Here is a 23964-nt window from a genome sequence, read left to right on the forward strand (position 1 = left end):
CTCCTCACGAACGCGGTTTAGGTTTAAATATGCCCTTCCCGCTAATAAAAATAAGACCAAAAAGAATAAAAATATCAATATTATGAATGGACAAGATAGGGGAAGTGCTGTGACTCATTTCATACAATCTAATCACAACACCAGCAACAGAACAAATCAATATAAGTTTAAGTAAATTAATCGATTGATCCACTTTGTACACTCCTAATCTCATTTTTAGAGTACATTGATCTTTTTTGATTTAGGATATTCCTTTTCTTCTTCGGATATCTCTTCTCCCTTGCTGATTCAATTGTTACTGCTTACGGTCCTTTCGTTAATAGCGCCGTGCAATTTACTCATTGGATGGTTGTCGCCGCCCTATAATAAGCCGATAAATACTAAACTCGGATTCCTCATTTTTGTCTTATATAAAATACATTCCTAAATGATATAATTAATAATCACATAGAATACATGAATCGTGAGGTATAAGAAGATGAAGAATCAGTTCATAGAATTAACAAAGCATAACAAGGGCGTTCATGTTTTTTATAATATCTCGGAGCTAGACAGTTATGTTGAAAATTGTGTTTCATACATACTTTCCAGTATCGAACAGGACAGACATACACTCTTGATTGAGAATGATAGAATTTACGGGTTAGTCCTTGAAAAACTGGCCCCCTTACTTAATGAAGAACAATTAAAAACCATTCATTTCATAAATAACTATGATTATTACTTCTCTACAGGCAGTTTCCACCCACCAGCGATATTTGCCTATCTCACAAAGATTGTTACACCTTTCTTTGAAAAGAAAATTCCCTTCCAAACATGGGCACATGTTGAATGGGGTGAGCAAAAAGACATTTTCAACATCCTTGAACAATTTGAACAGGATGCCGATAAGTTAGTGATTGAGCAAGGACTCTGCTTAGTCTGTGCATATGATCAAGACAGAGTTCCACCATCGCTCCATACCTCACTAATGAGATCACATGGCTATACGTTGTATGAGGAAAACAATATTCCTTCCACGTTATATGAAGGAAGCTAGCTTAATGCCCATATAAATAAGCTGTTTTCCTTATGGGAGAATGCTTCATAGCTCGCTTGTTATTTCTGCTCAAAAAACACCTCACTGTAGAATATGAATAATCTTATTCTCTCTTCAGCAAATGAATTCCTACAGAATTCAAAAAAAAATTAATGTGAGGGCAAAAGAATTTCCTTTTACATAAAAGGAACACATTTAATAACAAGAAAAAAAATATGGAGCAGACTGTCTTTCCTATCGTTTTTATCCGATTCTTACATCCTAAAAGCGGTTTCTCTTTACAACCAACCCATGACATGTAAAAATAAATTCCATATGATTAACAGGTAATAAGGAAGGCAGTGTATATATGGTAGAGGAAGAAATTCGCGAGCTACTCCATAAAATAACTGCGCAAATGCGGCGCAACTATGCAGATTTACTCCGTGAGTTGGATTTATATGTAGGACAGGATCAACTCCTTTGCCAACTATGGCAAGAAGACGGTATAACACAAGTACAATTAAGCGAAAAGCTCAAATGTGAACCGCCAACTGTAACCAATATGGTGAAGAAGCTTGAAGGAAGAGGAATACTGACGAGGAAACGCGACAAATCTGATGGGCGCATAAGCAGAGTATATATAACCGAAAAAGGTAGAGCCCTATATGAGCCTGTAGTGAATATCTGGATGAATCAAACTCAGCTGCTACTAGAGGGCATTTCAACCGAGGAACGTATCAAGCTAAAAGCTCAAATGGAAAAAATGTATGATAATCTTTCATGATTTTTCCGCATTTAAATTGTAAGAAGAATGGGATGTTTCAGTTTTTATATAAAACCTTGCGATAAATCCCATTCTAATGTTTATTTTTCTAAAGAGTGTGCTGCTTTTTTATCTTAACCCTATCTGTAATCCACATAATAATGATACAAACAATACTGATAACCACTATAAGAGCAGCTATCATACTCACACCCATACCTTCGAAACCGCCGATTGCCATCAATCCAATATAATGGACGATTACGCCTGCATTTAATAAAGCCAATGGATATATATAATGTTTACTATTGTATCTAACGGCTAAAACAATCCCCCATGAACATAAAACAGCAAGAAGGATGGGCAAATACAGAAACACATAATAAATGAACATGATTCGCCTCCATCACAATAAAATAAACTGCTTGGTAGTGAATAAGTCTGCAACACTATGCTGAAACCCAAAGAAACCATTGAAAAAATAAAAAACACCTCAAAAAATGGCAACAATCGATGTACAAAAGCTCCCATCATCAAAATTATCTGCAGTATATGATTAAAAACAAAAGATGAAATAGGCAACATAATTTGGCCCGACCTTGCATTCTTTGTTGACTATCTTTAGAAAGAAAAAAGACTAATAGATTAATAATCAAAAAGATGGCCGCCACAACTACTTTTACTATGAACAAATCACACACTATCTGGAAAATATTCATTTCCACTATATAATGAAATGGAACATTTTTCAAATGGAGTTCATTAAATCATGCGATGATCTGCCTCAGTTCGCTGCTATACCTTTCTCCTTTTTAATAATAATCACAAATAAACTAGCCACAAAGCAGAGCACACCTGCTCCTATAAAAGCGTATGTATAGGAAGCGAATCTCTCAAAAATAATCCCCCCGCCAAAGGCAGCTACGGCAGCACCGGCTTGATGGGCAGCGAAGATCCAACCATAAATAATCACGCTTTTCTCTAATCCAAAAATATTCCGCGTTATATTGATCGTTGGCGGCACAGTAGCGATCCAATCCATCCCGTAAAAAATGCTGAAAATAATCAGTAAAACATAAGAGCCTTCATATAAAGCAAAAGGCAGTAATAACAGCGATAATCCTCTTAATGAGTAATACCAAAAGAGCAGCCAGCGATTATCGATTCGATCCGAAAGCCAGCCTGATAAAGTCGTCCCCACCAAATCAAAAATCCCCATAAATGAAAGCATGGAAGCAGCCGTAACCACTGCGATGCCAAACCCTACACAATATGATACAAAATGAGTACCTATCAGTCCGCTGGTGGAAAGACCGCAGACAAAGAAGCTGCCTGCCAAAAGCCAAAACTCCTTCGCTTTGATTGCTTCACCTAATGCTGTAAATGCAATAATGAAAGGGTTGTTGCCTGATTTAACTGCTTTCGATTCCATGGTATCTTTAACTTCCCCATATGGCATGGTTCCAATTGCCATTGGCGATTCCTTCATTAAGAAAAACAAAATAATGAAACTAACTGCGCTTAGAAATAAAATCATCGCTACCGCATACTGCCAATTGTATCGATCAATGATGTAAGCAAGTACTGGCAGTAATACAAGCTGTCCTGTCGCAGTACTAGCCGTTAATATGCCAACTGCTAATCCTCTGCGCTTCACAAACCATTTATTTGCGATAATTGGGCTTAATACGGTTAAAAACAAACTGGAACCTAGACCAATAATGATTCCCCATATTAAAATCAAATGCCAGGTTTCACTCATCAAGAACGTGAAAGCCAGACCAGCCATCAAGGTTCCCATGGACAGAAGCATCATCCTTTTTATGCCGATGATTTGGACAATCGCTCCCATAAACGGGCCCGATATTCCATATATAAATAAGCTGATAGCTATTGCCAAGGAAATCTTTGATCGTTCCCACCCAAAGTCCGCTTCAAACGGAATAATGAACACCCCTGAAGAGGATCGCGTAATCCCTGCAACAATAATCGAAAAGAAAACAATAATCAGCACAATCCAGCTGTAATGGAGACGCCGCATGAACCTCATACCTTCCATTTACGGGTATATACCCTTTTTGAACAAAAAAGTATCTCTTTATTTATATTTAAAGACTTTTTAATAATTCTAAAAAATCCTGTGCCTTTTCTGGCCCGCCTAATTTATTTTCCACTTCCACTTGCGACTTCTCCCACAGCAATTCCCCATCTTCAAGCGTTTGATGTCCATTTTCACTAAGCGAAACCGTTGTCTCTCTATGGTCTTCACCTTTAATAAATTGTACTAAGCCCATTTTCTCCAACACTCTCACATTTCGTCCTGCAGTTGATCGATCTAATTCACACACTTTGCCAAGTTCAGTAATCGAAATTTCCTTTGCCTTTCTAATTTTGCGCAACATACTAAATTGAGCTATGTTTACACCCACAGGCTCTAGCGCTTGATTATAAAGAGCACTCACCTTTCGAGCAGCCGTTCTAAACGGAATACAATAACAAGCTTGATTCATAGATAGACCTTCTCCTTATAAAAGTGATTCATTCTTAATACGAGTATATACCCGTATTCTTAGGTCTGCAATATTTATTATTCTAATTTAAGAAAATAATTTCTGATTTCCTCCGGCAATTCTTCAACGTTCATTACTTTTAACCTCCCTAACTCCTCTGTTGTCTTTATAAGATAGGTCTTATCCTCATATTCAAATAAGGTATATTGAGAAATACTTTGTGGCTGGTTGTCAAGTTCACTCAAAAACCCATAATCCTCCTTATTAAAATTAGCCTCATGCCTTTGAGCATAATCCTATCTAACTCTGAAATATCATCAGTAAAGTGGATAGACTGATATAATTCTAAAGAATCCTTAGGTGTAAACGAAGAAATGCAGCGATAATGGCTAATGCTGAGATTACAAATATGATAATATCCTTTGGACCTTTTCTGTCCATACCTAACAATCTTATCATCCCTTTCCTTCTCGCTATTGACTGTAAGGCTGATCTAAGTTTCAAGCAGGTACGGAATTAAAAACTTTGCATCCATTCCTACTCCACAAATTAAGGAAGATCCTCGCTGGTATTGCCAAGGCAGTCCGATAAAAAACAAGCCATCAACATTGCTTAACCCTCTCTCATGAATAGGCCTTCCATCTGCCGCAATCGCATGATCTATCGATATCCAGTCATATAAAGGAGAAAATCCAGTTGACCAAACTATGCTATCAAATGTCTGTCTACTCTTGTTTTCAAATAAAATATCGGTTCCTTCAATGCTAATGACTCTAGGCATAATTTTGACTTTATTGTTTTTTATTAATGATTTTAATTCTCCGCCAAATATAGGATCTTTCTGCTTTTGAAACCACCTTCCTTTTTTACTATCAATCCCTCCATATAAAAGACCAATCTTATCTAACCAGCTAAATATACTTCTTCCTAAAAAGCGAAGCGGCAAAAATTTAAATGGATGGCCTACTGCTATCGTTACTTCTCTCTCTTCAGCTAATTCAACAGCAATCTGCACCCCTGAATTTCCCCCTCCTACCACTAACACGGATTTCCCTGGCAGTTCTTTAGGTGATCGATAACTGGAAGAATGGATTTGAAAAATATCTTTTCCTTGATCCTTAAACACTAGAGGTATATACGGTTTTTGAAATGCACCAGTAGCCACTATAACCCTTTTGGCTTCGATTTTCCCCTTCTCTGTCAATATATAAAAACAGTCATTTCTGGTCTTATCTAATTTTTCTACTTTTACATTATGTAAAATAGGGATATCAAAATGGTGAACATACTCCTCCAGATAATCAGCTATTTCGTCTTTCGTAGGCAATCCATCCATTAAACCATCCATTTGCATTCCAGGTAGACTGCTATACTCGCGGGGAGTGAATAACACCAATGACTCATATCGCTTCCTCCATGAATCTCCAACTCTTTCATTACCATCTAAAATGGTGAAACGAATTCCCTCTTTTTTTAAGTAATATCCCATTGTAATGCCGGCTTGTCCTCCCCCAATGATCACAACATCATAGAATTCCATCTACTCATCCCCTTCACATCATTCAAACATTCATTTGAATATAAGTATTATCCAAATGAATTAAATAGTAAAGGAGATTTTTTATTTTTCAAAAAAGTAAATAGGATTTTATATAAAAACATTAATTTCTTTAAGCTTTCACCGTTTTTGTCTCATTGCATATCCTATAGGCATATAAGAAAGAGGTGGTAATTTTGGCTAAACTAACGCTTGAAACAGCAAAACAGCTATTGGGAGTTGCCGAACAAAAATCCTATCAAATGGGGCTCTCAAGCAATATTGCAATTGTGGATGATGGTGCTAATTTAATTGCTTTTCTTCGAATGGATAATGCGAGGATTGCTGGTATAGAAATCTCTAAGAACAAGGCTTGGACTAGTGTAAGTATGCAGATGCCGACTGCTAATTTAGCGGAAGCAGCTCTCCCAGGCAGTCCCTCATTCGGTATAAATACAACCAATAATGGTAAAATAGTGATCCTTGGAGGAGGCATTCCTTTAGCTAGTGAAGGCAAAATTGTTGGTGGCGTCGGGATAAGTGGAGGGAGTAGTGCCCAAGATATCGAGATTGCAAAGGAAGTAGTTCAAGCTTTTAAATGGTTAAATAAACATTAAGAAAAAAACATTCAAAAGCTACAATAATAACTCCGTATCGATTTTATTTGAACGGAGTTATTTTTATTTTTGAGATTTGAAATGAACCATCATAATAATGTGTTCATTTCTTAATCTATAGGTAAGAAATGAACCTTTTCATTACAAAACTCAGCAACCCTTTTCAAACCGTTCAGATTTTTTAAAAAACGGAGCAGCACCGCAATCTAAACAACCTAATTAAAAAAGCCACTGACTTCAGCGGCTTAGCATTCTCTAGACTGCAATCACTTAAATCAAGTATCAAACAATGTCCCGTTTAACGCTCCAATATACCGATGGGCAGACTTTTGGACTTTCAACTCAGCTTCTTCACTAATTACACGATGAAAAGCATCATATAGCCGCGTAAATTTAAAATCTTTCACCCTGTCAGCGACCCTTTCTACGGTTGAACTTGGCAATGGAATAAAATTGGGGTAGCTGTACATAAAGCTTACCCAGTCGCGATCAGCCACAATTCGAATAATATCACCTGTGAATAAAATGCCCTTATGATTATTTCCATTTTGCCACTCAAGAATCGTACCACCCTTAAAGTGTCCACCCATTCTATGAAGAGTGAGACCTTGTTTTAATTGCAGCGACTCACCAGACCAGAAGATAATCCTTTCACTTGGTCTAGTAACCCATTTCCGATCATCTTCATGAATATATATCGGAGCATTAAAGGCTTCTGCCCATTCTACTTGGGTTGAGTAATAATGAGGATGAGATAGGGCGATTGCATCGATTCCACCTAACTCTTCCACTCTCTTGAGAGTTTCTTGGTCAATATACGTAATGCAATCCCATAACAAGCAAAAGTTTTGATCCTGAATAAGATACGCAGTCTGTCCAATGCCAAAACTCGGTTCTATTGATATGGCATGAACCCCTTCCTCTTCAATATCAAACACATTTTTATAAACACCTTCATTAACCATTGCATCTAATGTCGTCCAAGTTTGCCCTTCGACGCTTACAAATTGCCTTTCTTCTTCACATATCATGCATCTATCAGGTGCTTCAATTGAACAATCATACTGCACTCCACAAGTTTCACAAATGTAATTCTTCATCCAATTAACCCCTTTGGATTTTAAAATTGTTTATTGCTCAGCTATCTGCAATCTCTTAAGCAAATGAAAAATCTGTCCTCTATGATGTGATTCATGCTCAATTAAATGATAGATAACCCATTCTGGAGTAACGTCATATTCTTCTAAGACTCTAGGTTTCCGCCAATCCGTTAAATCCATTGACTGGAAGGAGGAAAGAAGCACTTCACGAACCCTATTAAGTCGATGAATATGCTCTTCTAAGCTTTGCCCCTCTATATGGGATAAAGTGCGATCTTCAGCACTAATGTTTAGTGGAAATAGTGACTTAATCTCCACATCCCACTCTTTTACAAGCACCTCTTCATATAACCAATCAGCCTCAACCATGGCTATATGATATAACAGCGAACCAATCGTTTGCCTTTCATCGACCTTTGCATCCAACATACCTTGATCGATTCCAGATAACGCTGTCAATAAAGAACCCCGAACATCTTCTAAACACCAAAGCCAGCCCCCTATTTCTTCTGTGTACCCTGGCAATGATGCTATCATTAAAGACCTTCTCTGCATTTGGATCATCCTCCTAAAATGGATTGTTTGATCTTTTCTCTCTTTTATTGTAGATGCCTTCATAGAAGATTAATTCCGAACTAAGATTGATATTTCCTCCAACTTTTGGCGTACTATTTAGTTTATCGATACCATTTTAGAATTTTGACTCTCTAAGATGGGGGCTCAGCTAAGAATCGAAGCTGGTAAGCTTTAAAATCCTGTTTTAAAAATATATCGACGGTTTTTTCAATATATCGGCGATAATCTCAATTTATCGATCATTTTTTGATTTTTATCGGCGATTATTTATTTTCGGCTAATTTGGATCTCTTTGACCTTAATTCCATAAGACACAAAAAGAAGTTAAATCGATAACCTCATTCTCCCAGCAATTTTGGCAGCGCTTTTTGAACGGTTGCATAAGTGCAAATGTCTTTGAAATCTAAGCCTAGTTGGATGGATGTGTTAGCAATTGTTGGCTGTATACCTGTTAATGCCACACTAATTCCTAATAATGAGAGCATTTTCTCAATTTGGAAAATTTCATTTGCAACCATGGTATCAAAATATGGTACACCTGATAAATCAATGATTAAATGATCTAAAAGAAGTTCTTTGCTTTTTGAGAGAACGTTTTCCTTTATAACTCTGGCACGATGGGTATCAATGCCACCAACAAGAGGAAGGATTCCAATGCTTTCATTCAACTTGATGATTGGACTGCTCAGCTCCACGATTACTTCCCGATGACTCTCAACTATTAGATCATTTACTTTTTGATAGTTCATGGAGAATAGCTCTATGATGTGATCAAATGTGTAGTTGATTTGATCCCCTAGTTGCCCTAGATCCTTAATAGTTAACTTGTTTTCTTCTGCAAATTTCACTAAATATCCCCAAAAGATTCCTCTGAATTTCTTAAAGTTTTGCAGGGAAATATGCAAAGGGGTCTGTGACTTTGCCCGATCACTTGATACTTCTTCAGCCCAGCAAACATAATCCACATTTTTAATTAAGGACTGAATGACAACTTTAAGAAACTTTTGATTCTGCTCTCTTAATAACTCTGTGACCTCATATGTACTATTTTTCGAATAGATACTTCCGTCATCTTTTCTAGAATCCAGCCAAGTTTGTGTGATTTCATGAGAGTGCCTCATTAAATAGTCGTGTAACTGCTCAGATATTATCATCGTTTTTCCCCAGTTCTATATTATATACTTGTAAATATTTTACTATATAAAACTAAAATAAGACAACAAATAATAATCTATAAGCAGGTCCAGTTACCCTTTACGTTTCAGCACGAAAGGTTTTGCCCAGATGATCTCCTAAACCAAAATAATGACGAAAATTGTAGATTAACGGACTCCATTTGAATGGATTAATATGATTATCCTCAATAATTATCTCCTCATGAGCATGGATATGGACGGCTTCTGCTTCCACAATAGCAAATTCCTTTGAATCGTCTGGAATGCGGATGTTTTTCACAAACGCTTCTATTTGAAGTGGACATTCACTAATCCTTGCTGGCCTTACCTTTTTCGAACCTACTTCAGTCAAATTGCTTACCGAAAATTTATCTTTCTCATATGTAAATCCTGCCTCTCTTTTATAAGAGGGTACCTGCTGCTTTCCTGTAAAAGGCGCTAGCTTCTCTACGTTTAACCAAAGCTCGGGGTTGGGCACATTGATTACACATTCTGCCGTACGTTCTAAATTTTCTATGGCTTTACCTCCCAGACCCACTCCTAAAACAATAGAATGTCCCAATGCCCAAGAAGAGGACATTGGACTGATATTCGTCGAACCATCCTCATTAAGTGTATTTAATAATATGACGGGAGTTCCATAATAAAGTATCTTTGGATTTATTTCCTGAGTCGTATAATCTGTCATAAATCGTTCCTCCTAGTTTGCTTTGCATAAAACGATTATAATATGATATTATTTCGACTCTCATCGAACTATGGAATGTGGAGGAATATTTACAGCTATTGTCGCGGCCTCTTTTGCAAATAATATTGTTGATATCCCTTCTCGGGAAACATAATAAATTATCCATCCATAAATCTCTAGGCGCCCATCCCGTCTTATCTAATTGAAATTCATCCATATGAATGGATTGCGTTAATGTGCTTTGCAGATTCACAAGTTGTATCAATTGAGTGTGGCTTCTGTCCGTTTGTGCTCGTATAGCCTGCCAATTGCTCTAGACGTTCCTTGCGACTCGGTGGAATACATTCTGGGGTGTCTTGTTCGGGGAGTGTTCCGTCATTCAAAAGACCATGCATGCGGACCGGTTGCTTTTCCCAAGTCCAGCATTTGTGCTTTATTTATTTTTCCAGGAGGAATGATATCGCCATCACAATATTCCATGATTAAGAAGCGTTCAGCATTTTCAGATTCAAAAAGAAAATTGTCGTCATGCGAATAAAGCCTCGGACAAGGAAAACCATTTCTTTGAAGCCTGGCTTGCTGCTCAAATACTAATAATAGGCTATCAGCATTGTATAATTTCATCCGTTCTTGATTGTATTGCTTAATGAGAAAGTCCCCATTATTTGTCTTCCCTTCCATTTTAAATTCAAGTAGCCTCATTTTATTGGAGTAGTTTCCAATATTTCGAAACCTAATATCCTTGAAGTTGATTTTATAATATCGGCTTTGATCTCTTCTTCTATAACCAACACGATCATGCTTCCTCTCAGCGTTAGATTCAGCGATTAATGCTCTTCTTCATTCCTATTGTGAATTTTTCAAAGCCTAGTTTTTCATAATATGTTTCTAAACGTTGTTCACACATCAACTGAGGGATCACACGTTTTTGCTCACAATGATTAATGATAAGATTTACTATTTCTTTGCCAATTCCCGACTGCTGATGACTCGGGGATACGCACAAGCCGCATATTACCCCTGTCACTATCCCATCCGAAATAACACGTCCCATTCCAACTAACTGATCCTGGTCGTAGGCGTAAAGGCAATACCAACTCTGTTGGCACATTCGTTCCAATTCTTCTATAGATAGATTCAGTGAATTCCATCCTAAAGCTTCATAGATGGTTAGCAGATGACCGAAGCTTGACGGCGGCTTTGTTGTGAAGCTTATATTGTTCATTTAAGCACCTCCTTGAGTATGAACCATTCTATTAATAATGATTTTGTTTTCGAAAGCTAGTGGTCTAATATAAGGACGTAGATTCATACTCTATTATTGCTAAAAATTAAAACCTCTCATTTCCCTTTTGCAAGCTGATCAAGTGTACGTTTCTTTAGATGGTTGTATTGAAGATCATTTGTATCTGAAAAGGCTTCTTTTCTGTCAGAAGAAGTATCGGTATAATGAATTTCTCCTCCAAATTGCGAAGCCGTAAAGTCACACCGTTGGCCATTCATAATATTATAATAATGCCTCCTTGCTCCATTGTGAGCTTGATTGAATAGACCACGAATTTTCGAGGATGTATAATAGGTTTTCTTTGTTGAGATTGCTCTTAGTTATCATTTAAAATTGACCCTTTCTATCATTGCATTAAATAAGGAGATGGGGAGAAATTTCTTTTGCTTTATATTATTTATGATTTGTTCAAGGACATGCAATTCGCGCAATTCATAGTTTAATAGATCACCAGGCTTAACCCACTTACATTCAACAATCTCATCTTCTTCAAGCTTTATTGATCCCCCTGATTGTTCAGCAATAAAATGGAATAGAATAACTTGGTTATTTGTACTGCTATAAAAGTTATATACACCTGTGCTACTTGTCAATTTTACATCAAGACCTGTTTCTTCTTTAACCTCTCGCCGAGCTGCCTCCAATATATCTTCACCATACTCCATTCTCCCGCTTGGAAAGTTCCATTTATTGATGGCCGTCGGTTTATTTTCTTTAATGATTAACACTTCCTCATCCTTAAAGATGGATACGCTCACTACAAGGACAATTCCTAATTGATTCATTCTAGACTCCTATGCTTATGTTTTGATTGATATATTTACTATTTCTTGTTTCAGTTCAGAACAACAATTAAATAAAGTGCATGTCAATTTTTCCAGATCCATTATTAAATGAAACCTCGGCATATGCCCCATTCACTAAGATATTTTGAGGCGGCATATGACCAATATCCACATCATAAAAAACTTGGATGCCTTCTTCAGCAAATATTTCTCTCAAGGCATCCTCTAGCATAAAATCCTTCGCCTGTGTATAACCGCTAGCCCTGCCAAGTAGAATGCCTGTTGTATTTTTGAACCATCCGTTATTCTTCATTTGCCATAATGAGCGATAAATCTCAGCCGAGCTCATCTCTACCGATTCCAGAAACCAGATTGTGCCCTCATTGATCGTATAGGAGGCTATATATTCCTCAACATGATCGAAGGGTGTTCCTATGATGACTTGCAAAGTATTCATGATTCCTCCTACCAATCTCCCGGAAAACCTTTCTTCATTTCTCCCACTTAAGTTTTTCCATACTGTTTTTTGATCGAAATAGAATCCTGTTCCTGGATATGCAAATGTCTTTTGCCACGAAGATTGATATTGGGATGATGAATACTGACTAACCCTTTCACCTGCTGATGTTGAAAGAACGTCCATCCATTTCCCGCTCAGTTCATCCCATCGTGGAGCCGATAACTCTATAAAATTCGTCCCATGCGCTGAAGCATTCCCCGTCGCAGTCGTATATACAAAACAGATTGTACTGATATCCGAGTAACCAAGAATCCATGTAGGTGGCAATTCCTTGATTTTCTCCCAATCTAAACGAGGCAGAACCTCCATAGAAAATTCCCCACCCCATGGAGGAATAATCGTATTAACTGTGGGATTACTCAATAGTGACATGAATTCTTCAGCTCTTACCTCTTTACTGGCGCTTCTAGCTTTTCTCTCATTCCAGTCAGTATCATTCAACCCAACTTTGTACCCTTGCGATTCTACATTTTCCTTCGCTTTCTCCAATAAAATATGCAATGACTTCTCTACCCCACTAGAAATGGCAGAAACAGCAATTCTATCTCCTTTTTGCAAAGGGGAGGGATATTTTATCTTCATATGTACTCATTCCTTTTTAAATGGGTTATTTGCCCTTCCTTTTGGATTGGCCTTTTTAAAGGGCATTCATTCCCCCACTCGCCATCAGCCAGCCCCTAAATTGATCAATTAAACTTATCAGCTCACTGCTTGAAATTTCCTCTTCACAAAGCTGCAACCGCCTAATCTCTTGAAAAAGAGGGTCCTTGGGAAAATAGTGCATGAGGATATTTAAATTTTCCCCACTCTCCGTTGACCAGCTTTCATCTAAAACATTAATTTTTAAATACGCACCTCTGATTATGCGTTTTAACATCGATCGCTTTCTTTGTTTAGATGCAGGCTGATCTTGCTGCAACTCTTGGCGGAATTGTCCCATTAACTGCTCGATGTTTCCATTTAAGGCTGCACTGATTTTTTCATTTGGCTTCATTCGTTCGAACTGTTTCGAAAGATCTTCACCATGCAAACAGGAGCACATATGACGAAGCCAAAATCCCCACTCATATTTATTTTCTAGCGATACAGCTTCTTCTAACTGAACAAAACTATAATCTACCTTAATCGCCGACTTATATTGTTCAACCAATCGTTCGGTATCGGCTAATAGCTGATTTTTCTCTTTTGTTGAAGGGAAGGAATAGACGATAACATTCAAATCCAAATCGGAGATGCCTTGCTTCGCCTCTCCCCTCCCTACACTTCCGTAAATATAAATACTGTGCAGGTTCCCATCAAGCGACATTTTCAAGAGTGAAATAGCTGCGTTCAGAACCGGTCTGAATTCCTGTTGAATATTTTCCTTTGCCGTTTGGTTGAGAATGTAGCCTTCGGAATCTATTCCAATTTTAGTAGGTAATCTCATGACCATCCTCCAGATTAAGCTAAAATATGATATCGTTATTTTAAGATACTTCTCTTTTCAATTATCTTTTTCCTTCCTGGATTTCAAGTCGGAATAGACTGAAAATTCAAAATGATAATGATATAATGATCATAAATCAGTAGAATCCCTAGAAGGAGGTTGTGAAAAATGACAAGCACATTAAATGAGAGAGCCATCAAAAAGAAGGTTAACATTTACGCTCCAAAAAGTTTAGTTTGGTTGGCATGGATTGATTCAGCACGAGTGGCAGAATGGTTTGCCCCAGAAGCTGTTATTGAGGCAAAAGAAGGAGGAGCTTATGAACTGTTTTTTATTCCTGGAAATAAACAAGAAATGAATACAAAGGGATGCAAAATAATCAAAATGGCTACGGAGAACGAATTGCAGTTTACTTGGCGGGGACCTGATCCATTTAATGAGCTAATGAATGCTGAAAATGACTTAACGGTTGTGCAAGTTTCATTGGAAAAGATAGATGAATCAACAACAAGCGTTCACATCAATCATACAGGCTTTAAGAACGATGACAACTGGTCAGAAGCCTTTAAATGGCATGAAATGGCTTGGTCTGGCGTGTTGAAAAGCTTGAAAGAGAATTTGAAAAAGGCGAAGGAAATCTATGCTGCCTCCCTTAAAGAACTTTTTTTAATAGAACGACAAGTATGCTAGCAAGAGCTATGCCCTCATTTAAAAAACATGAATTGACTAAGGTTTTCTTTAGTGGAACCTTCTTTAATTTCGAATACCTTTAGTCAATTCCAAACAGGTTACATCCACTGTTCACTCCAAATAGCTAATCACGATTGCTGCCAAAACTGAAATTTTTGCATAGGTTGAAGAAATATCTTTTATTAGTTGATCTGCAATATAGATTCTATTGCCACTAGCAAAATAGCTATTCTGCCATAAATCAGCTAAGTCAATCCCGCCTGTGAAATGGATTGAAGCTGCTTTGCCCATTCAAGCCATTTTGGTTCCATGTCACTTGCCTCCCATTTTGATCATTCGAAATAAATCACTTCAAAGGATTCCACTTTTCTGTAATGTCGTCATAAGCAGCTGACCAATGATACGGTTGCACTTCTGCTAATGTTTTAAATGTCAGCTTTTTTCCTGGCAATGTCACTCCGACCTTTACCGTCGGACCCCAGTAAAACAGTCTTTCCTGACATATACCGCACGGAGAAAGAACCTTGTATGGTGATTGTTCATCGTCTCGGACAACACAAAGGGAATGGGTAATTTTTTTATTTAATTTATGCGCTTCTAGAATAGCCCCTGTTTCTATACATACGACAGTTGAATCATTTATTATTTCTGGAGCCACGCTCGTGTGTATGGTTCCATCTTCCAACGCTATCGCTCCTGCCCCGCCCCAGCCTTCAGGATATCTTTTCTCTATCAGTTCAATTGCTTCATTGTATAATCTTTGTTCGATATTCAAGAGAATCCCACCTAAATTAAATTTTAAATGTTTGCACTAAGCATTGTTCATCATCAACTATTTGAGATTTTTCAATGTATTCTATTTTCATTTCCCTATATATCTTTTTCCAAAAGGAGATAGCAGGCAAATTCCGTTGAAGCTCAACTACCCCGTATTGGCCGTTCTTTTCATCAAATAACTTTTTCAATGCCATGCTTGCCAGCCCTTTTCCTTTATATTTATTAAGAATAAAAATGTCATTAATAATAAAATCATTCTCTTTCTTTAAAAATGGACGCTCAAGCAACAGTAGAAAGCCGATAATTTCTTCTTCCATTTTTATAAAATAAGGGGTAATACCCTGGTGAGACCAAAAAAAGTTTAAATCCTCAAAGTCAAAAAAACCTTCTTCATTCACATCAAGATTGGATGAGTACCGTGAGAGATCATGCAGATAAAAAGAATATAAATTTCGCAGAATGGTCTTTTTATCTTCCTCAGCTTTTTGAAGTGTTATATACATAAAGTCCTCCTTACTTTTAATTGAATTTTACAATATAAACTTATATTGGTAAATTTTAATAGTTTCAATCGTTCTATTCATTTTACAAAGCATCTAACTCCTTGTTCTGAGCAATAATGAACAAGAAAGAATACAGCCTTTTAAAGGAGAATGAATATGGATTATAAAAATATCACAGTTGCCGGCAGTGGAGTCTTAGAAGTCAAATTGCCTACCAAACCGCTTTCAAAGGATTTCATGTCTCTGTTTACGATATCAATGATGAAGCATTGGAACTTGCGAAGGAAAGAATCACGAAATTGAAGCAAAATTATTAAGCTGATTTAGGAGCTTCGGATGAAGATATTGATCATGCTTTTAAGCGCATAACCTTCAGCTCAGATTTTTGACTGGCAAGAGAGGTCTTGAAATCGGAGTATATCGATAAAGGAAAAACTGGGAGGGAAACTGGAGAAGGATTTTATACCTACCCTGATCCCGCTTTTGCGAAACCTGGGTTTTTAAAGGTTGACTGTGCTATTAAATAATGAGAAGGCGGATCTGATGATCGGGTCCGCCTTCTGTGCTTCCTTTAACTTAATTCAATCTGCTTTAATAATTGAATAAACATATACATCATGCGGCTGGCCATCTTGATACATGTAATTCCTTAGGATTCCCTCTTTTAGAAAACCTGCATTTTCCAACAATTGATTGGATGCATCATTCTCAATAAACACGTGAGCGGCAATACGCGTTAAATTCATATGATTGAATCCATAATCAATTACTTTATGGATTGCCTCTGAAACATATCCTTTTCTCCAATAATTCGGATGAATTTCATACCCTATTTCTGCTCTTCTATGTTTTGGCGACCAAGCATTGAATCCAATGGTCCCAGTGATCCCTTCTGTATCTTTGATTTGAATACCCCAACGTATGCCTCTTTTTTCTTGGAAACTATTTAAGAAAAATCTCACGAGATTTTCAGCTTGGTCTAACGTTTCCATCTTTTCCATTCCATAATACTTTGTAACATTACTATTGGAAAAACATGAAAAAATGTTTTCAGTGTCTTCTGTTGTAATTTCTCTTAAGATTAATTTATCCGTTTCGATGATAGGAAACATGCAATCTCTCCTTGAAAAGTGATTATTAATTCTTCCCTTAGACAACTAAAAAACCCTTTATTTTTTTGTTCTAGTCGATTTGAAATTCTCTCTGATTGGTTTCCGATTTAATGAGTATCTCATCGACTTGGGCACCTAACTCTTCTTTCGATTACCTTTTTGATAAGTATCTAATCTGTTTGGGCAGCAGGCAACTTAATAAAGCCGCCTACATGGTGGATATATCCGAAGGAATTGGTACCCACACCATGAGAAAAACATTCGGCTATTGGCACTATAAACAATTTAAGAACGTGGCAGAACTTCAAATGATTCTAAATCATTCACATCCAGAAATCACTGCGGCTCTGACTATTCGATGGAATCTCCGGTCAAATCACTTCACTGTTCAAATTGGAATACTGAATGAGTAAGAATTACAAGGTCAATCAAATAAAACAGAATCGGAGCTACATCTATAGCTTCATTAGAGACAAGTGGCTCTCAATGTATTTTCTTCTCTGGTTCGTGATTGTATTTTACGTAAATATTCTCGGTTGCGCTATAGAAACTGATGGGTGTGGCAATGACTTTATCCACTGTTGCTTTGTCGCCATCGTTCAGAGTGATGGTTTCATTTAACTCGATTATTTTCTAGCTTTCATTAGCTGAGCTTTTTATTTAGGTACCTTTCTATTAGGACAAATAAAAAGCGTTAGTCATCTAACGCTTCTCTAAATCTTGAACATATTTGTCATACCATTTTTTCCATTCATCTTCCCTTGATTCTATCGTTCTTCCATCCAGCAATGCTTGAATGACCTCTAGACATACATGCCATCCAGCAAGATCCCTTGGCGTATGGCTAGTGATTGTTTTTATTTTTTCTATCATCACTAACCGGCAGCCATTGTCATCAGGGTACAGCTCGAATCTCACAATATCTTCGGCCCAAGTGTACTCGAGAACAGAGTGCTCCTTGAGCGTTAGAATTTCCATTTTTTCATAGCTGCCGTCTCCCATATCAAACTTTATAAAGCCGCCTTCCCGCAAATCCTCTACGCTAAGTTCGGCAAACCATTTTGACAGCTGTTCATTATTTGTTAACATGGACCAGACTTGCTCTACTGAGTGCTCTAATCTGCGTTCAAAGCGAGCGATATACTCGTTTCCTGCTTTTTGAATTTCCGCTATCATTTTATTTCCTCCTCTTCATCAAATACACTTCTCTATCCTACTAGTTTCTCTATTATAAACCGTATGAATACGAAAATTAAAACAATATCATCGCCAAATAAATGACCACAGTCACAGTGATGCTGCTTAATAGTGTGGAGTATAGGACAACCTGTGCAGTGAGCTCTGGTTCTACATCATATTCTAATGCTAGAGTCGCTGTATTTCTCGAGGTAGGAAACGCGCTTGCAATCAACAGAGATTGAGCCAAAATACCATCTATGCTAAGCAAATAGATGAATAAAAGAGCGAAAGCAGGACCAACCAGTAGTCTGCCAATCACACTCCATGTAATCACACGGTGAAATGATTTGATCTTTATATTAGCAAGCTGAGCACCTAGCAAGAACAAAGCCAAACCGACAAATCCGCTGGAAAGCTGTTCAAGTGGAATAAGTGCAAAGGTAGGTAGATCGATATCGAATACCAGAAATACGATACCAAGTAAGAGCGCATGGATAATCGGCAATTTCAGGAGAGATTTCAGAATATCCTTAGCTGATTTCGTTGCAGACATTAAATTGTATAGACCATAGGTATATGTAAGGAGATTTTGAAATACAAGAATAATAATTTGGATGGATACCCCTAGAGGATTTGTACTAAATATAAGCTGGCTGACTGGCAAGCCGTAATTCCCCGAATTCATAAGTGAGATACTATTCTTTAACGCAGCGCCTTCATTGCGATTGAGCTTTAAAACCTTAGTTAATAGAGAGCTGATAATCATCAAAGTCACGGTAAATAAAAGAATATATAAAGCTAGTTTACTAAATAAGCGATAATCAAAATCAGTTTGATAAATATTCAAGAAAATAGCTGCAGGCATAAAGCAGTAAGTAAGCAGTCTTGAAATCTGACCTAAATCAAATCTAAATTTCCTTTGCAATAGCGCTCCGACTGCGATTAACAGCAAAATAGGGAGAACAACATTTAAAAATACGATAATAAAGTAATTCATGAGGATACTCCGATCTTAAAGCAATGTAGTGACTTCTCACCTAAATCTTATATTATTAATCACCATTGGTAAATTTTATTAAATTTATAGAGATTGATAATTTTTACTTATGACAGATAAAAATCCGCTAGACAAGTACTCTAACGGAAGTGCTCTCTTATATATGATTACTTGAGGCATGATGGGGTGTACTAATGATTATTTTTACAAGTCTCAATAAATTTATTTACGAGCAAGCTTTGTTTCTCTTCTTGTCGCGTACAAATCGCAATTTTATGCTTGATATGTACATCTTGAACATGCACCCGTGCTAATTGTTGCCGCTCTACGTATTCCCGAACAACAAGCGATGAGATGAAATTTGCCCCATAGCCCGCCATGACAGAACGGATCGTTTCATTAAGTCCACTAAATTGCAAAGCTACCTTTGGCGGTTTTAACTGATGGGAATGACAGAGTGAAAATAAGTGCTCTCTCATTAAACTTCCCTCTTCGCGCATAATAAATGGCTCCTTCACCATTTCTGCTAATGTAATTGACTGATTGGCATATGGATGATTCGGAGCAACAACGAACCAAAGTTCATCTTCAAACAATTCATCCCATACCACTTCTTCAGGCCTTTCCGACATACCACCGCCATAGATTGCAATATCTGCTTTATAATGCTGGAGTTGTTCAAATGCATCCTTCGTATTTGTTGTTGTTATCATCACATTCACATTTTCGTTTTTCCGCTTAAAGGTGGCAGCCCACCTCGGAATTAAGAAATTGGCTGGCAAATACGTAGCTACAATTCGAATTGTGCCGGCCTCACCTTGTCGATAGTCTTCAATAAACGACTCAATCTGATCTTCTAATGAGAAAAGATTTTCCGCTTTTACCGTCAACTCTTCTCCAAATTCAGTTAACACTACACTTCTTCCCTGCTGCTTAAATAGTGACATTCCAATCTCTTGTTCGAATTTTTTTATTTGGCTAGAAACGGCTGGCTGACTAATCCGCATCCGTTCTGCCGCTTTAGTAAAACTGCCTAATTTCGCTACCTGGTAAAACAGGCGCAACCCATGTATATTCAACGATTCCCCTCCACACATAAACAAAAGTTATAGTTTAATAAAAATAATATATTTTTCTTATGATTTATCCTACCATATACTAAACATGAAAGCAGAATAATTCTAGAAAAAGGGGATTTGGACATGAAAAATGATATCGTTTGGTCTGAAGTAGATGCTTATTTTATTGAGAAGCTCATTACATTTGATTCAACACTCGAAGATGTATTACAGGCAAATAAAGAGGCTGGTATTCCAGAAATCGATGTATCTCCACCACAAGGAAAACTGCTGAATCTTCTAGCTAAACTAAAAGGCGCAAAAACTGTCCTGGAAATTGGCACATTAGGCGGCTATAGCAGCATATGGTTTGCACGCGCCCTACCTGAAAACGGAAAGGTCTATACACTAGAAGTTGAACCTGCACATGCAAAAGTGGCACGGCAAAACATTCAAAATGCAGGTTACACAGATCAAATCGAAGTCATTGTTGGAAAGGCTCTGGATTCATTGCCAGCATTAATAGAAAAAGGATTAACTTTTGATTTAATCTTCATCGATGCTGATAAACAAAATAACCCCGAGTACTTAAAATGGGCAATGAAATTAGCGAGTCCCGGCGCACTTATTATCGCTGATAACGTGGTAAGAAACGGAGAAGTTACTGATGAAAACAGTGAAGATGAACGCGTACTAGGCGTACGTCGCTTTATGGATTTATTAGAAAAAGAACCGCTTATTGAAGCCACTGCGATTCAAACTGTCGGCCAAAAAGGTTATGATGGGTTCATTATTGGAATTGTTAAATAGGCAGTGAGCAAATGATTGAATCAAAACCCTTAAATCTGGAGATTAATTTGGATAAAAGATGGATCATTTATCCACCTGGATTGGAATACAAAAGTCAAGGCTCTGATAGCCTTGACTTTTACATTATTGCATTATTAAGATATCCCTTATAGCTAAGGTCTTCTTCCAGTAACCAATTAAAAGATAAGGACGATTAATGCAACAACGAGCAGCAAATGAACTAAACTACCACCAACACCGCCAATAAACCCTAAAAGCCATAATACTAAAATTACTAAAAATATAGTCCAAAGCATAATGTCAACTTCCAAATAAGTATTCTTACATTTATTAAGATAATTTTAATGTACCCCAATGAAATTACCCTAAAACATTTAGGATTTTCTATATAGCTTTTTTCTTAGAATATACAGCTCCGCTTTTCCTTCAAAAATGATGTGGTCTAATCGTTGGATTAGAACATCAAAATCCGCTTTTCCTCTAATAAAGTGTTCTAATCATTGGATTAGAACATGAAATTCCGCTTTTCCTCTAAAAATGTGGTCTAATCGTTGGATTGGAACATTAAAATCCGCTTTTCCTCTAAAAATGTGGTCTAATCGTTGGATTAGAACATAATAATCCGTTTTTCCTCTAAAAATGTGGTCTAATCGTTGGATTAGAACATAATTATCCGCTTTTTCTCTAAAAATGTGGTCTAATCGTTGGATTAGAACATAATTATCCGCTTTTTCTCTAAAAATGTGGTCTAATCGTTGGATTAGAACATGAATTTCCGCTTTTCCTTTAAAAATGTGGTCTAATCGTTGGATTAGAACATAATAATCCGCTTTTCCTCTAAAAATGTGGTCTAATCGTTGGATTAGAACATAATAATCCGCTTTTCCTCTAAAAATGTGGTCTAATCGTTGGATTGGAACATAATAATCCGCTTTTCCTCTAAAAATGTGGTCTAATCGTTGGATTAGAACATGAATTTCCGTTTTCCTTTTAAAAATATGTTCTAATCATTGGATCAGAACATAAGAACCTAATCTTCTTTCAAAGGTGGTTGCTATTACAGCACACATTCCTTTTTTGATAAACCTCATATTCTATAAAAACAACATCATTCCTCAAGATGGTTTTCTTTTTTCCAATTAACAATAACTACTATAGATATTGATAATGGTATTTATTCTTTTCCTTACTATGCTTTGACAAATCATATACAGAACCTTATCATAACTATATAACGAACAAATGCATATTTTTTAAAAGCTCACACATAAACTTTAATTAATAATCAAAGGAGGGCATCAAATGGAATTTAACAGACGAATTAGTTTAGGCTACAACCAAATATTGAATCATTTAGCCGAATCAACATTTAGATTAAAACCACAGGATTCAATCGAAGCTTTAGAAATCGCTTATGAACAGAATTGTTATACGGGCTTTAGAGAATATCTGCTGATGCGGCCGCTTCAATCTGAAACTAGAAAGCTTGTCACTTTGTACAACAAAGACAAATTCGAATTAGAATATAAAAATAATAAAACAGTGGATCTATAATAAATTGATATGAACTATCCTAATCATTTTAGGGTAGTTTTTTTAGAATGAATTGGAATTTCCCAGGAAAATCAAAAAAAACACCATCCTGTCTAAAAAACTGCTTACCACAAGGATCGTGTTTTTTTTATCTTATTATAGACCAATCTTACTTAAGATATAATCTGTTTCCTGTACTTCGGTTGCGATGCCTACTGCTCTGCTATGCCAGCCACCTTGTAATTTCCACGTATCATTATGATCGTTGTCGACCAATTTATAATTTCCCTCTTTCCATCTTCCAAGGATGCTTTCATATAATTCGTAACTTTCTAAATTGCTTTTATTCTCTTCGACGGCATGATACAGATTTTCAATTCTTAACTGCGTAATCATAAATGAACCCCATTTTTGATCAGATATGACTTTTTGGTGTGACATCTTGTGGATTGTGTTTTGACTATCTTGATATTCAAGATGAACTTCATATCTACTATTTACTTTATAGTCAATCCAGTATTCACGAACGATATTAAAAAGCGCCCCTACCTTTTCTAATCAATCAGCAGAAATCGGATGATATCGATAATTCGATGTTTGGGCACTATTTAATAACAGAATCGATAAAAAGTGGTCATGATAAATATAATTAAAGTTAAAACCGTCACAGCCCTCCTTTCCCAACGACTAATTTAGAAGGAGGGATAATATGGGGAAGTATCTTATCATCTTGTTTTTAAGTATCGGTTTAGCCGCTTGTTCCATCGCTCAAAGCGAGGGCGATAAAAAGAATGACCACAATCAAATAGAAGCAAAAGTGATTAACGAAGCTGACGAAATCCATTTTTCGAATGGAAATGGGCGTGTTCAAATATCCTTTGTAGAAGAGGCTACTCAATTCTTAGTTTTAGCTGAGAAGCTTAATCCGAAGCAAACCTATTCAATAAGCCTAGGAAACAATGATGGTGGTGGCGTAATTTTTGGACCTGAAGAGAATGTTGAACTCAGTAAAGGAGAAATAGTCGGTGATACTTCTTTTCAACCTAATGCCAATGGTGAATTATTTGTTTCAATGCTTAACCCGAATCGAGTTGTTCAAAAGAAGAGCGAGTTAACGATACTAATAAAATCAGACAGTGGAAAAATAGATATATATCAATCTGAACCGTTTAAAATTATGATAAGAAAAGAAGATAAATATCTGAAAAGTCCTTATCTTTTTAGTAATTAAAAAGAGGAATCATTCTCTCAACCGCTTTATCATATGCTGTAAAATCGGTTTTCAACATAGCCTAAAAACGG

General features: G+C 36.8%; 32 protein-coding genes and 2 pseudogenes. 9 read left to right on the forward strand and 25 right to left on the reverse strand.

Annotated elements, in window-relative coordinates:
* Positions 1-4: 4 nt before the first annotated feature.
* Positions 5-193 (reverse strand): hypothetical protein, encoded by a 189-nt coding sequence (locus tag J2S17_RS15995; protein ID WP_307476516.1) that lies wholly within the window; start codon positions 191-193, stop codon positions 5-7.
* Between the two features lie 285 nt (positions 194-478).
* Here J2S17_RS15995 and J2S17_RS16000 point away from each other — a divergent pair, with 285 nt between their 5' ends.
* Both J2S17_RS16000 and J2S17_RS16005 read left to right on the forward strand, forming a co-directional pair.
* Positions 479-1039 (forward strand): MEDS domain-containing protein, encoded by a 561-nt coding sequence (locus tag J2S17_RS16000; protein WP_307476518.1) that lies wholly within the window; start codon positions 479-481, stop codon positions 1037-1039.
* 349 nt (positions 1040-1388) lie between these two features.
* Entirely contained in the window at positions 1389-1805 is a 417-nt protein-coding gene (locus J2S17_RS16005; RefSeq protein WP_307476520.1) for a MarR family winged helix-turn-helix transcriptional regulator, read from the forward strand.
* Between the two features lie 88 nt (positions 1806-1893).
* On the opposite strand, the gene J2S17_RS16010 is transcribed toward J2S17_RS16005, so the two are convergent.
* The 5 genes from J2S17_RS16010 to J2S17_RS16030 all read right to left on the reverse strand — a co-directional run bounded on the left by J2S17_RS16010 (position 1894) and on the right by J2S17_RS16030 (position 5834).
* On the reverse strand, positions 1894-2178 hold the full coding sequence (locus tag J2S17_RS16010; protein WP_307476521.1) for a YesK family protein: 285 nt from the start codon (positions 2176-2178) through the stop codon (positions 1894-1896).
* A 390-nt stretch (positions 2179-2568) separates the two neighbouring features.
* A complete protein-coding gene (locus J2S17_RS16015) occupies positions 2569-3825 on the reverse strand; it encodes an MFS transporter (RefSeq protein ID WP_307476602.1) in 1257 nt (418 codons plus the stop codon).
* A 67-nt stretch (positions 3826-3892) separates the two neighbouring features.
* Positions 3893-4294 carry a MarR family winged helix-turn-helix transcriptional regulator gene (locus tag J2S17_RS16020; RefSeq protein WP_307476523.1) on the reverse strand — a complete coding sequence of 134 codons (402 nt, stop codon included), beginning with the start codon at positions 4292-4294 and terminating at the stop codon, positions 3893-3895.
* A gap of 77 nt (positions 4295-4371) precedes the next feature.
* Complete coding sequence (locus J2S17_RS16025; RefSeq protein WP_307476525.1) at positions 4372-4539, reverse strand: hypothetical protein; 168 nt, start codon at positions 4537-4539, stop codon at positions 4372-4374.
* 248 nt (positions 4540-4787) lie between these two features.
* On the reverse strand, positions 4788-5834 hold the full coding sequence (locus tag J2S17_RS16030) for a flavin-containing monooxygenase (protein WP_307476527.1): 1047 nt from the start codon (positions 5832-5834) through the stop codon (positions 4788-4790).
* Between the two features lie 194 nt (positions 5835-6028).
* On the opposite strand from J2S17_RS16030, the gene J2S17_RS16035 reads away from it, so the two are divergent.
* Positions 6029-6448 (forward strand): GlcG/HbpS family heme-binding protein, encoded by a 420-nt coding sequence (locus J2S17_RS16035; RefSeq protein ID WP_307476529.1) that lies wholly within the window; start codon positions 6029-6031, stop codon positions 6446-6448.
* Positions 6449-6723: 275 nt separating this feature from the next.
* On the opposite strand, the gene J2S17_RS16040 is transcribed toward J2S17_RS16035, so the two are convergent.
* The 10 genes from J2S17_RS16040 to J2S17_RS16085 form a co-directional block, all read right to left on the reverse strand.
* Entirely contained in the window at positions 6724-7548 is an 825-nt protein-coding gene (locus J2S17_RS16040; RefSeq protein WP_307476531.1) for an MBL fold metallo-hydrolase, read from the reverse strand.
* A 30-nt stretch (positions 7549-7578) separates the two neighbouring features.
* Entirely contained in the window at positions 7579-8103 is a 525-nt protein-coding gene (locus tag J2S17_RS16045) for a DinB family protein (protein WP_307476533.1), read from the reverse strand.
* Positions 8104-8462: 359 nt separating this feature from the next.
* Positions 8463-9278, reverse strand: coding sequence for an STAS domain-containing protein (locus J2S17_RS16050; protein WP_307476535.1), 816 nt, complete (start codon positions 9276-9278; stop codon positions 8463-8465).
* A 100-nt stretch (positions 9279-9378) separates the two neighbouring features.
* Positions 9379-9987, reverse strand: a complete 609-nt coding sequence (locus J2S17_RS16055) for a flavin reductase family protein (protein WP_307476537.1) — start codon at positions 9985-9987, stop codon at positions 9379-9381.
* 375 nt (positions 9988-10362) lie between these two features.
* Positions 10363-10689 carry a protein kinase family protein gene (locus J2S17_RS16060; RefSeq protein ID WP_307476538.1) on the reverse strand — a complete coding sequence of 109 codons (327 nt, stop codon included), beginning with the start codon at positions 10687-10689 and terminating at the stop codon, positions 10363-10365.
* A gap of 118 nt (positions 10690-10807) precedes the next feature.
* Entirely contained in the window at positions 10808-11212 is a 405-nt protein-coding gene (locus tag J2S17_RS16065; RefSeq protein ID WP_307476541.1) for a GNAT family N-acetyltransferase, read from the reverse strand.
* Between the two features lie 116 nt (positions 11213-11328).
* Positions 11329-11583 (reverse strand): YunG family protein, encoded by a 255-nt coding sequence (locus J2S17_RS29040; protein WP_442342045.1) that lies wholly within the window; start codon positions 11581-11583, stop codon positions 11329-11331.
* A gap of 12 nt (positions 11584-11595) precedes the next feature.
* Positions 11596-12057, reverse strand: coding sequence for an NUDIX hydrolase (locus tag J2S17_RS16075; RefSeq protein ID WP_307476545.1), 462 nt, complete (start codon positions 12055-12057; stop codon positions 11596-11598).
* Between the two features lie 67 nt (positions 12058-12124).
* Positions 12125-13159: a S66 family peptidase gene (locus J2S17_RS16080; RefSeq protein WP_307476547.1), complete on the reverse strand. Its 1035-nt coding sequence runs from the start codon at positions 13157-13159 to the stop codon at positions 12125-12127.
* 55 nt (positions 13160-13214) lie between these two features.
* Positions 13215-14003, reverse strand: a complete 789-nt coding sequence (locus J2S17_RS16085) for a nucleotidyltransferase domain-containing protein (RefSeq protein WP_307476549.1) — start codon at positions 14001-14003, stop codon at positions 13215-13217.
* A 168-nt stretch (positions 14004-14171) separates the two neighbouring features.
* On the opposite strand from J2S17_RS16085, the gene J2S17_RS16090 reads away from it, so the two are divergent.
* Positions 14172-14693, forward strand: coding sequence for an SRPBCC family protein (locus J2S17_RS16090; RefSeq protein WP_307476551.1), 522 nt, complete (start codon positions 14172-14174; stop codon positions 14691-14693).
* A 245-nt stretch (positions 14694-14938) separates the two neighbouring features.
* Here J2S17_RS16090 and J2S17_RS28905 read toward each other — a convergent pair whose 3' ends face one another.
* The 3 genes from J2S17_RS28905 to J2S17_RS16105 are packed head-to-tail and all read right to left on the reverse strand — an operon-like array spanning position 14939 to position 15973.
* A complete protein-coding gene (locus J2S17_RS28905; protein WP_370875046.1) occupies positions 14939-15004 on the reverse strand; it encodes an NUDIX hydrolase N-terminal domain-containing protein in 66 nt (21 codons plus the stop codon).
* A gap of 35 nt (positions 15005-15039) precedes the next feature.
* Positions 15040-15468, reverse strand: coding sequence for a cytidine deaminase (locus tag J2S17_RS16100; protein WP_307476555.1), 429 nt, complete (start codon positions 15466-15468; stop codon positions 15040-15042).
* 16 nt (positions 15469-15484) lie between these two features.
* Positions 15485-15973, reverse strand: coding sequence for a GNAT family N-acetyltransferase (locus tag J2S17_RS16105; RefSeq protein ID WP_307476557.1), 489 nt, complete (start codon positions 15971-15973; stop codon positions 15485-15487).
* Positions 15974-16129: 156 nt separating this feature from the next.
* Between J2S17_RS16105 and J2S17_RS16110 the strand changes: the two are divergent.
* A pseudogene (locus J2S17_RS16110) lies at positions 16130-16356 on the forward strand (3-hydroxyacyl-CoA dehydrogenase NAD-binding domain-containing protein); the annotation flags it as partial.
* A gap of 198 nt (positions 16357-16554) precedes the next feature.
* Here J2S17_RS16110 and J2S17_RS16115 read toward each other — a convergent pair.
* A complete protein-coding gene (locus tag J2S17_RS16115; protein WP_307476558.1) occupies positions 16555-17085 on the reverse strand; it encodes a GNAT family N-acetyltransferase in 531 nt (176 codons plus the stop codon).
* Positions 17086-17273: 188 nt separating this feature from the next.
* Here J2S17_RS16115 and J2S17_RS16120 point away from each other — a divergent pair.
* A pseudogene (locus J2S17_RS16120) lies at positions 17274-17498 on the forward strand (hypothetical protein); the annotation flags it as partial.
* A gap of 289 nt (positions 17499-17787) precedes the next feature.
* Here the strand turns inward: J2S17_RS16120 and J2S17_RS16125 are convergent.
* The 3 genes from J2S17_RS16125 to J2S17_RS16135 all read right to left on the reverse strand — a co-directional run bounded on the left by J2S17_RS16125 (position 17788) and on the right by J2S17_RS16135 (position 20340).
* Positions 17788-18261, reverse strand: coding sequence for an SRPBCC family protein (locus J2S17_RS16125; protein ID WP_307476559.1), 474 nt, complete (start codon positions 18259-18261; stop codon positions 17788-17790).
* A 76-nt stretch (positions 18262-18337) separates the two neighbouring features.
* Positions 18338-19261 carry an AEC family transporter gene (locus J2S17_RS16130; protein WP_307476560.1) on the reverse strand — a complete coding sequence of 308 codons (924 nt, stop codon included), beginning with the start codon at positions 19259-19261 and terminating at the stop codon, positions 18338-18340.
* 191 nt (positions 19262-19452) lie between these two features.
* Positions 19453-20340, reverse strand: a complete 888-nt coding sequence (locus J2S17_RS16135; protein ID WP_307476561.1) for a LysR family transcriptional regulator — start codon at positions 20338-20340, stop codon at positions 19453-19455.
* A 123-nt stretch (positions 20341-20463) separates the two neighbouring features.
* On the opposite strand from J2S17_RS16135, the gene J2S17_RS16140 reads away from it, so the two are divergent.
* Positions 20464-21129: an O-methyltransferase gene (locus J2S17_RS16140; RefSeq protein WP_307476563.1), complete on the forward strand. Its 666-nt coding sequence runs from the start codon at positions 20464-20466 to the stop codon at positions 21127-21129.
* 176 nt (positions 21130-21305) lie between these two features.
* Here J2S17_RS16140 and J2S17_RS16145 read toward each other — a convergent pair whose 3' ends face one another.
* Entirely contained in the window at positions 21306-21425 is a 120-nt protein-coding gene (locus J2S17_RS16145) for a lmo0937 family membrane protein (protein ID WP_307476565.1), read from the reverse strand.
* 1006 nt (positions 21426-22431) lie between these two features.
* Here J2S17_RS16145 and J2S17_RS16150 point away from each other — a divergent pair.
* Positions 22432-22683, forward strand: a complete 252-nt coding sequence (locus J2S17_RS16150) for a hypothetical protein (RefSeq protein ID WP_307476567.1) — start codon at positions 22432-22434, stop codon at positions 22681-22683.
* 135 nt (positions 22684-22818) lie between these two features.
* Here the strand turns inward: J2S17_RS16150 and J2S17_RS16155 are convergent, their stop codons facing one another.
* A complete protein-coding gene (locus tag J2S17_RS16155; protein WP_307476569.1) occupies positions 22819-23103 on the reverse strand; it encodes a DUF6241 domain-containing protein in 285 nt (94 codons plus the stop codon).
* A gap of 268 nt (positions 23104-23371) precedes the next feature.
* On the opposite strand from J2S17_RS16155, the gene J2S17_RS16160 reads away from it, so the two are divergent.
* Positions 23372-23893, forward strand: coding sequence for a hypothetical protein (locus tag J2S17_RS16160; RefSeq protein ID WP_307476570.1), 522 nt, complete (start codon positions 23372-23374; stop codon positions 23891-23893).
* Positions 23894-23964: the final 71 nt, after the last annotated feature.

It is taken from the genome of Cytobacillus purgationiresistens, assembly GCF_030813235.1.
Taxonomy (GTDB): domain Bacteria; phylum Bacillota; class Bacilli; order Bacillales; family Cytobacillaceae; genus Cytobacillus; species Cytobacillus purgationiresistens.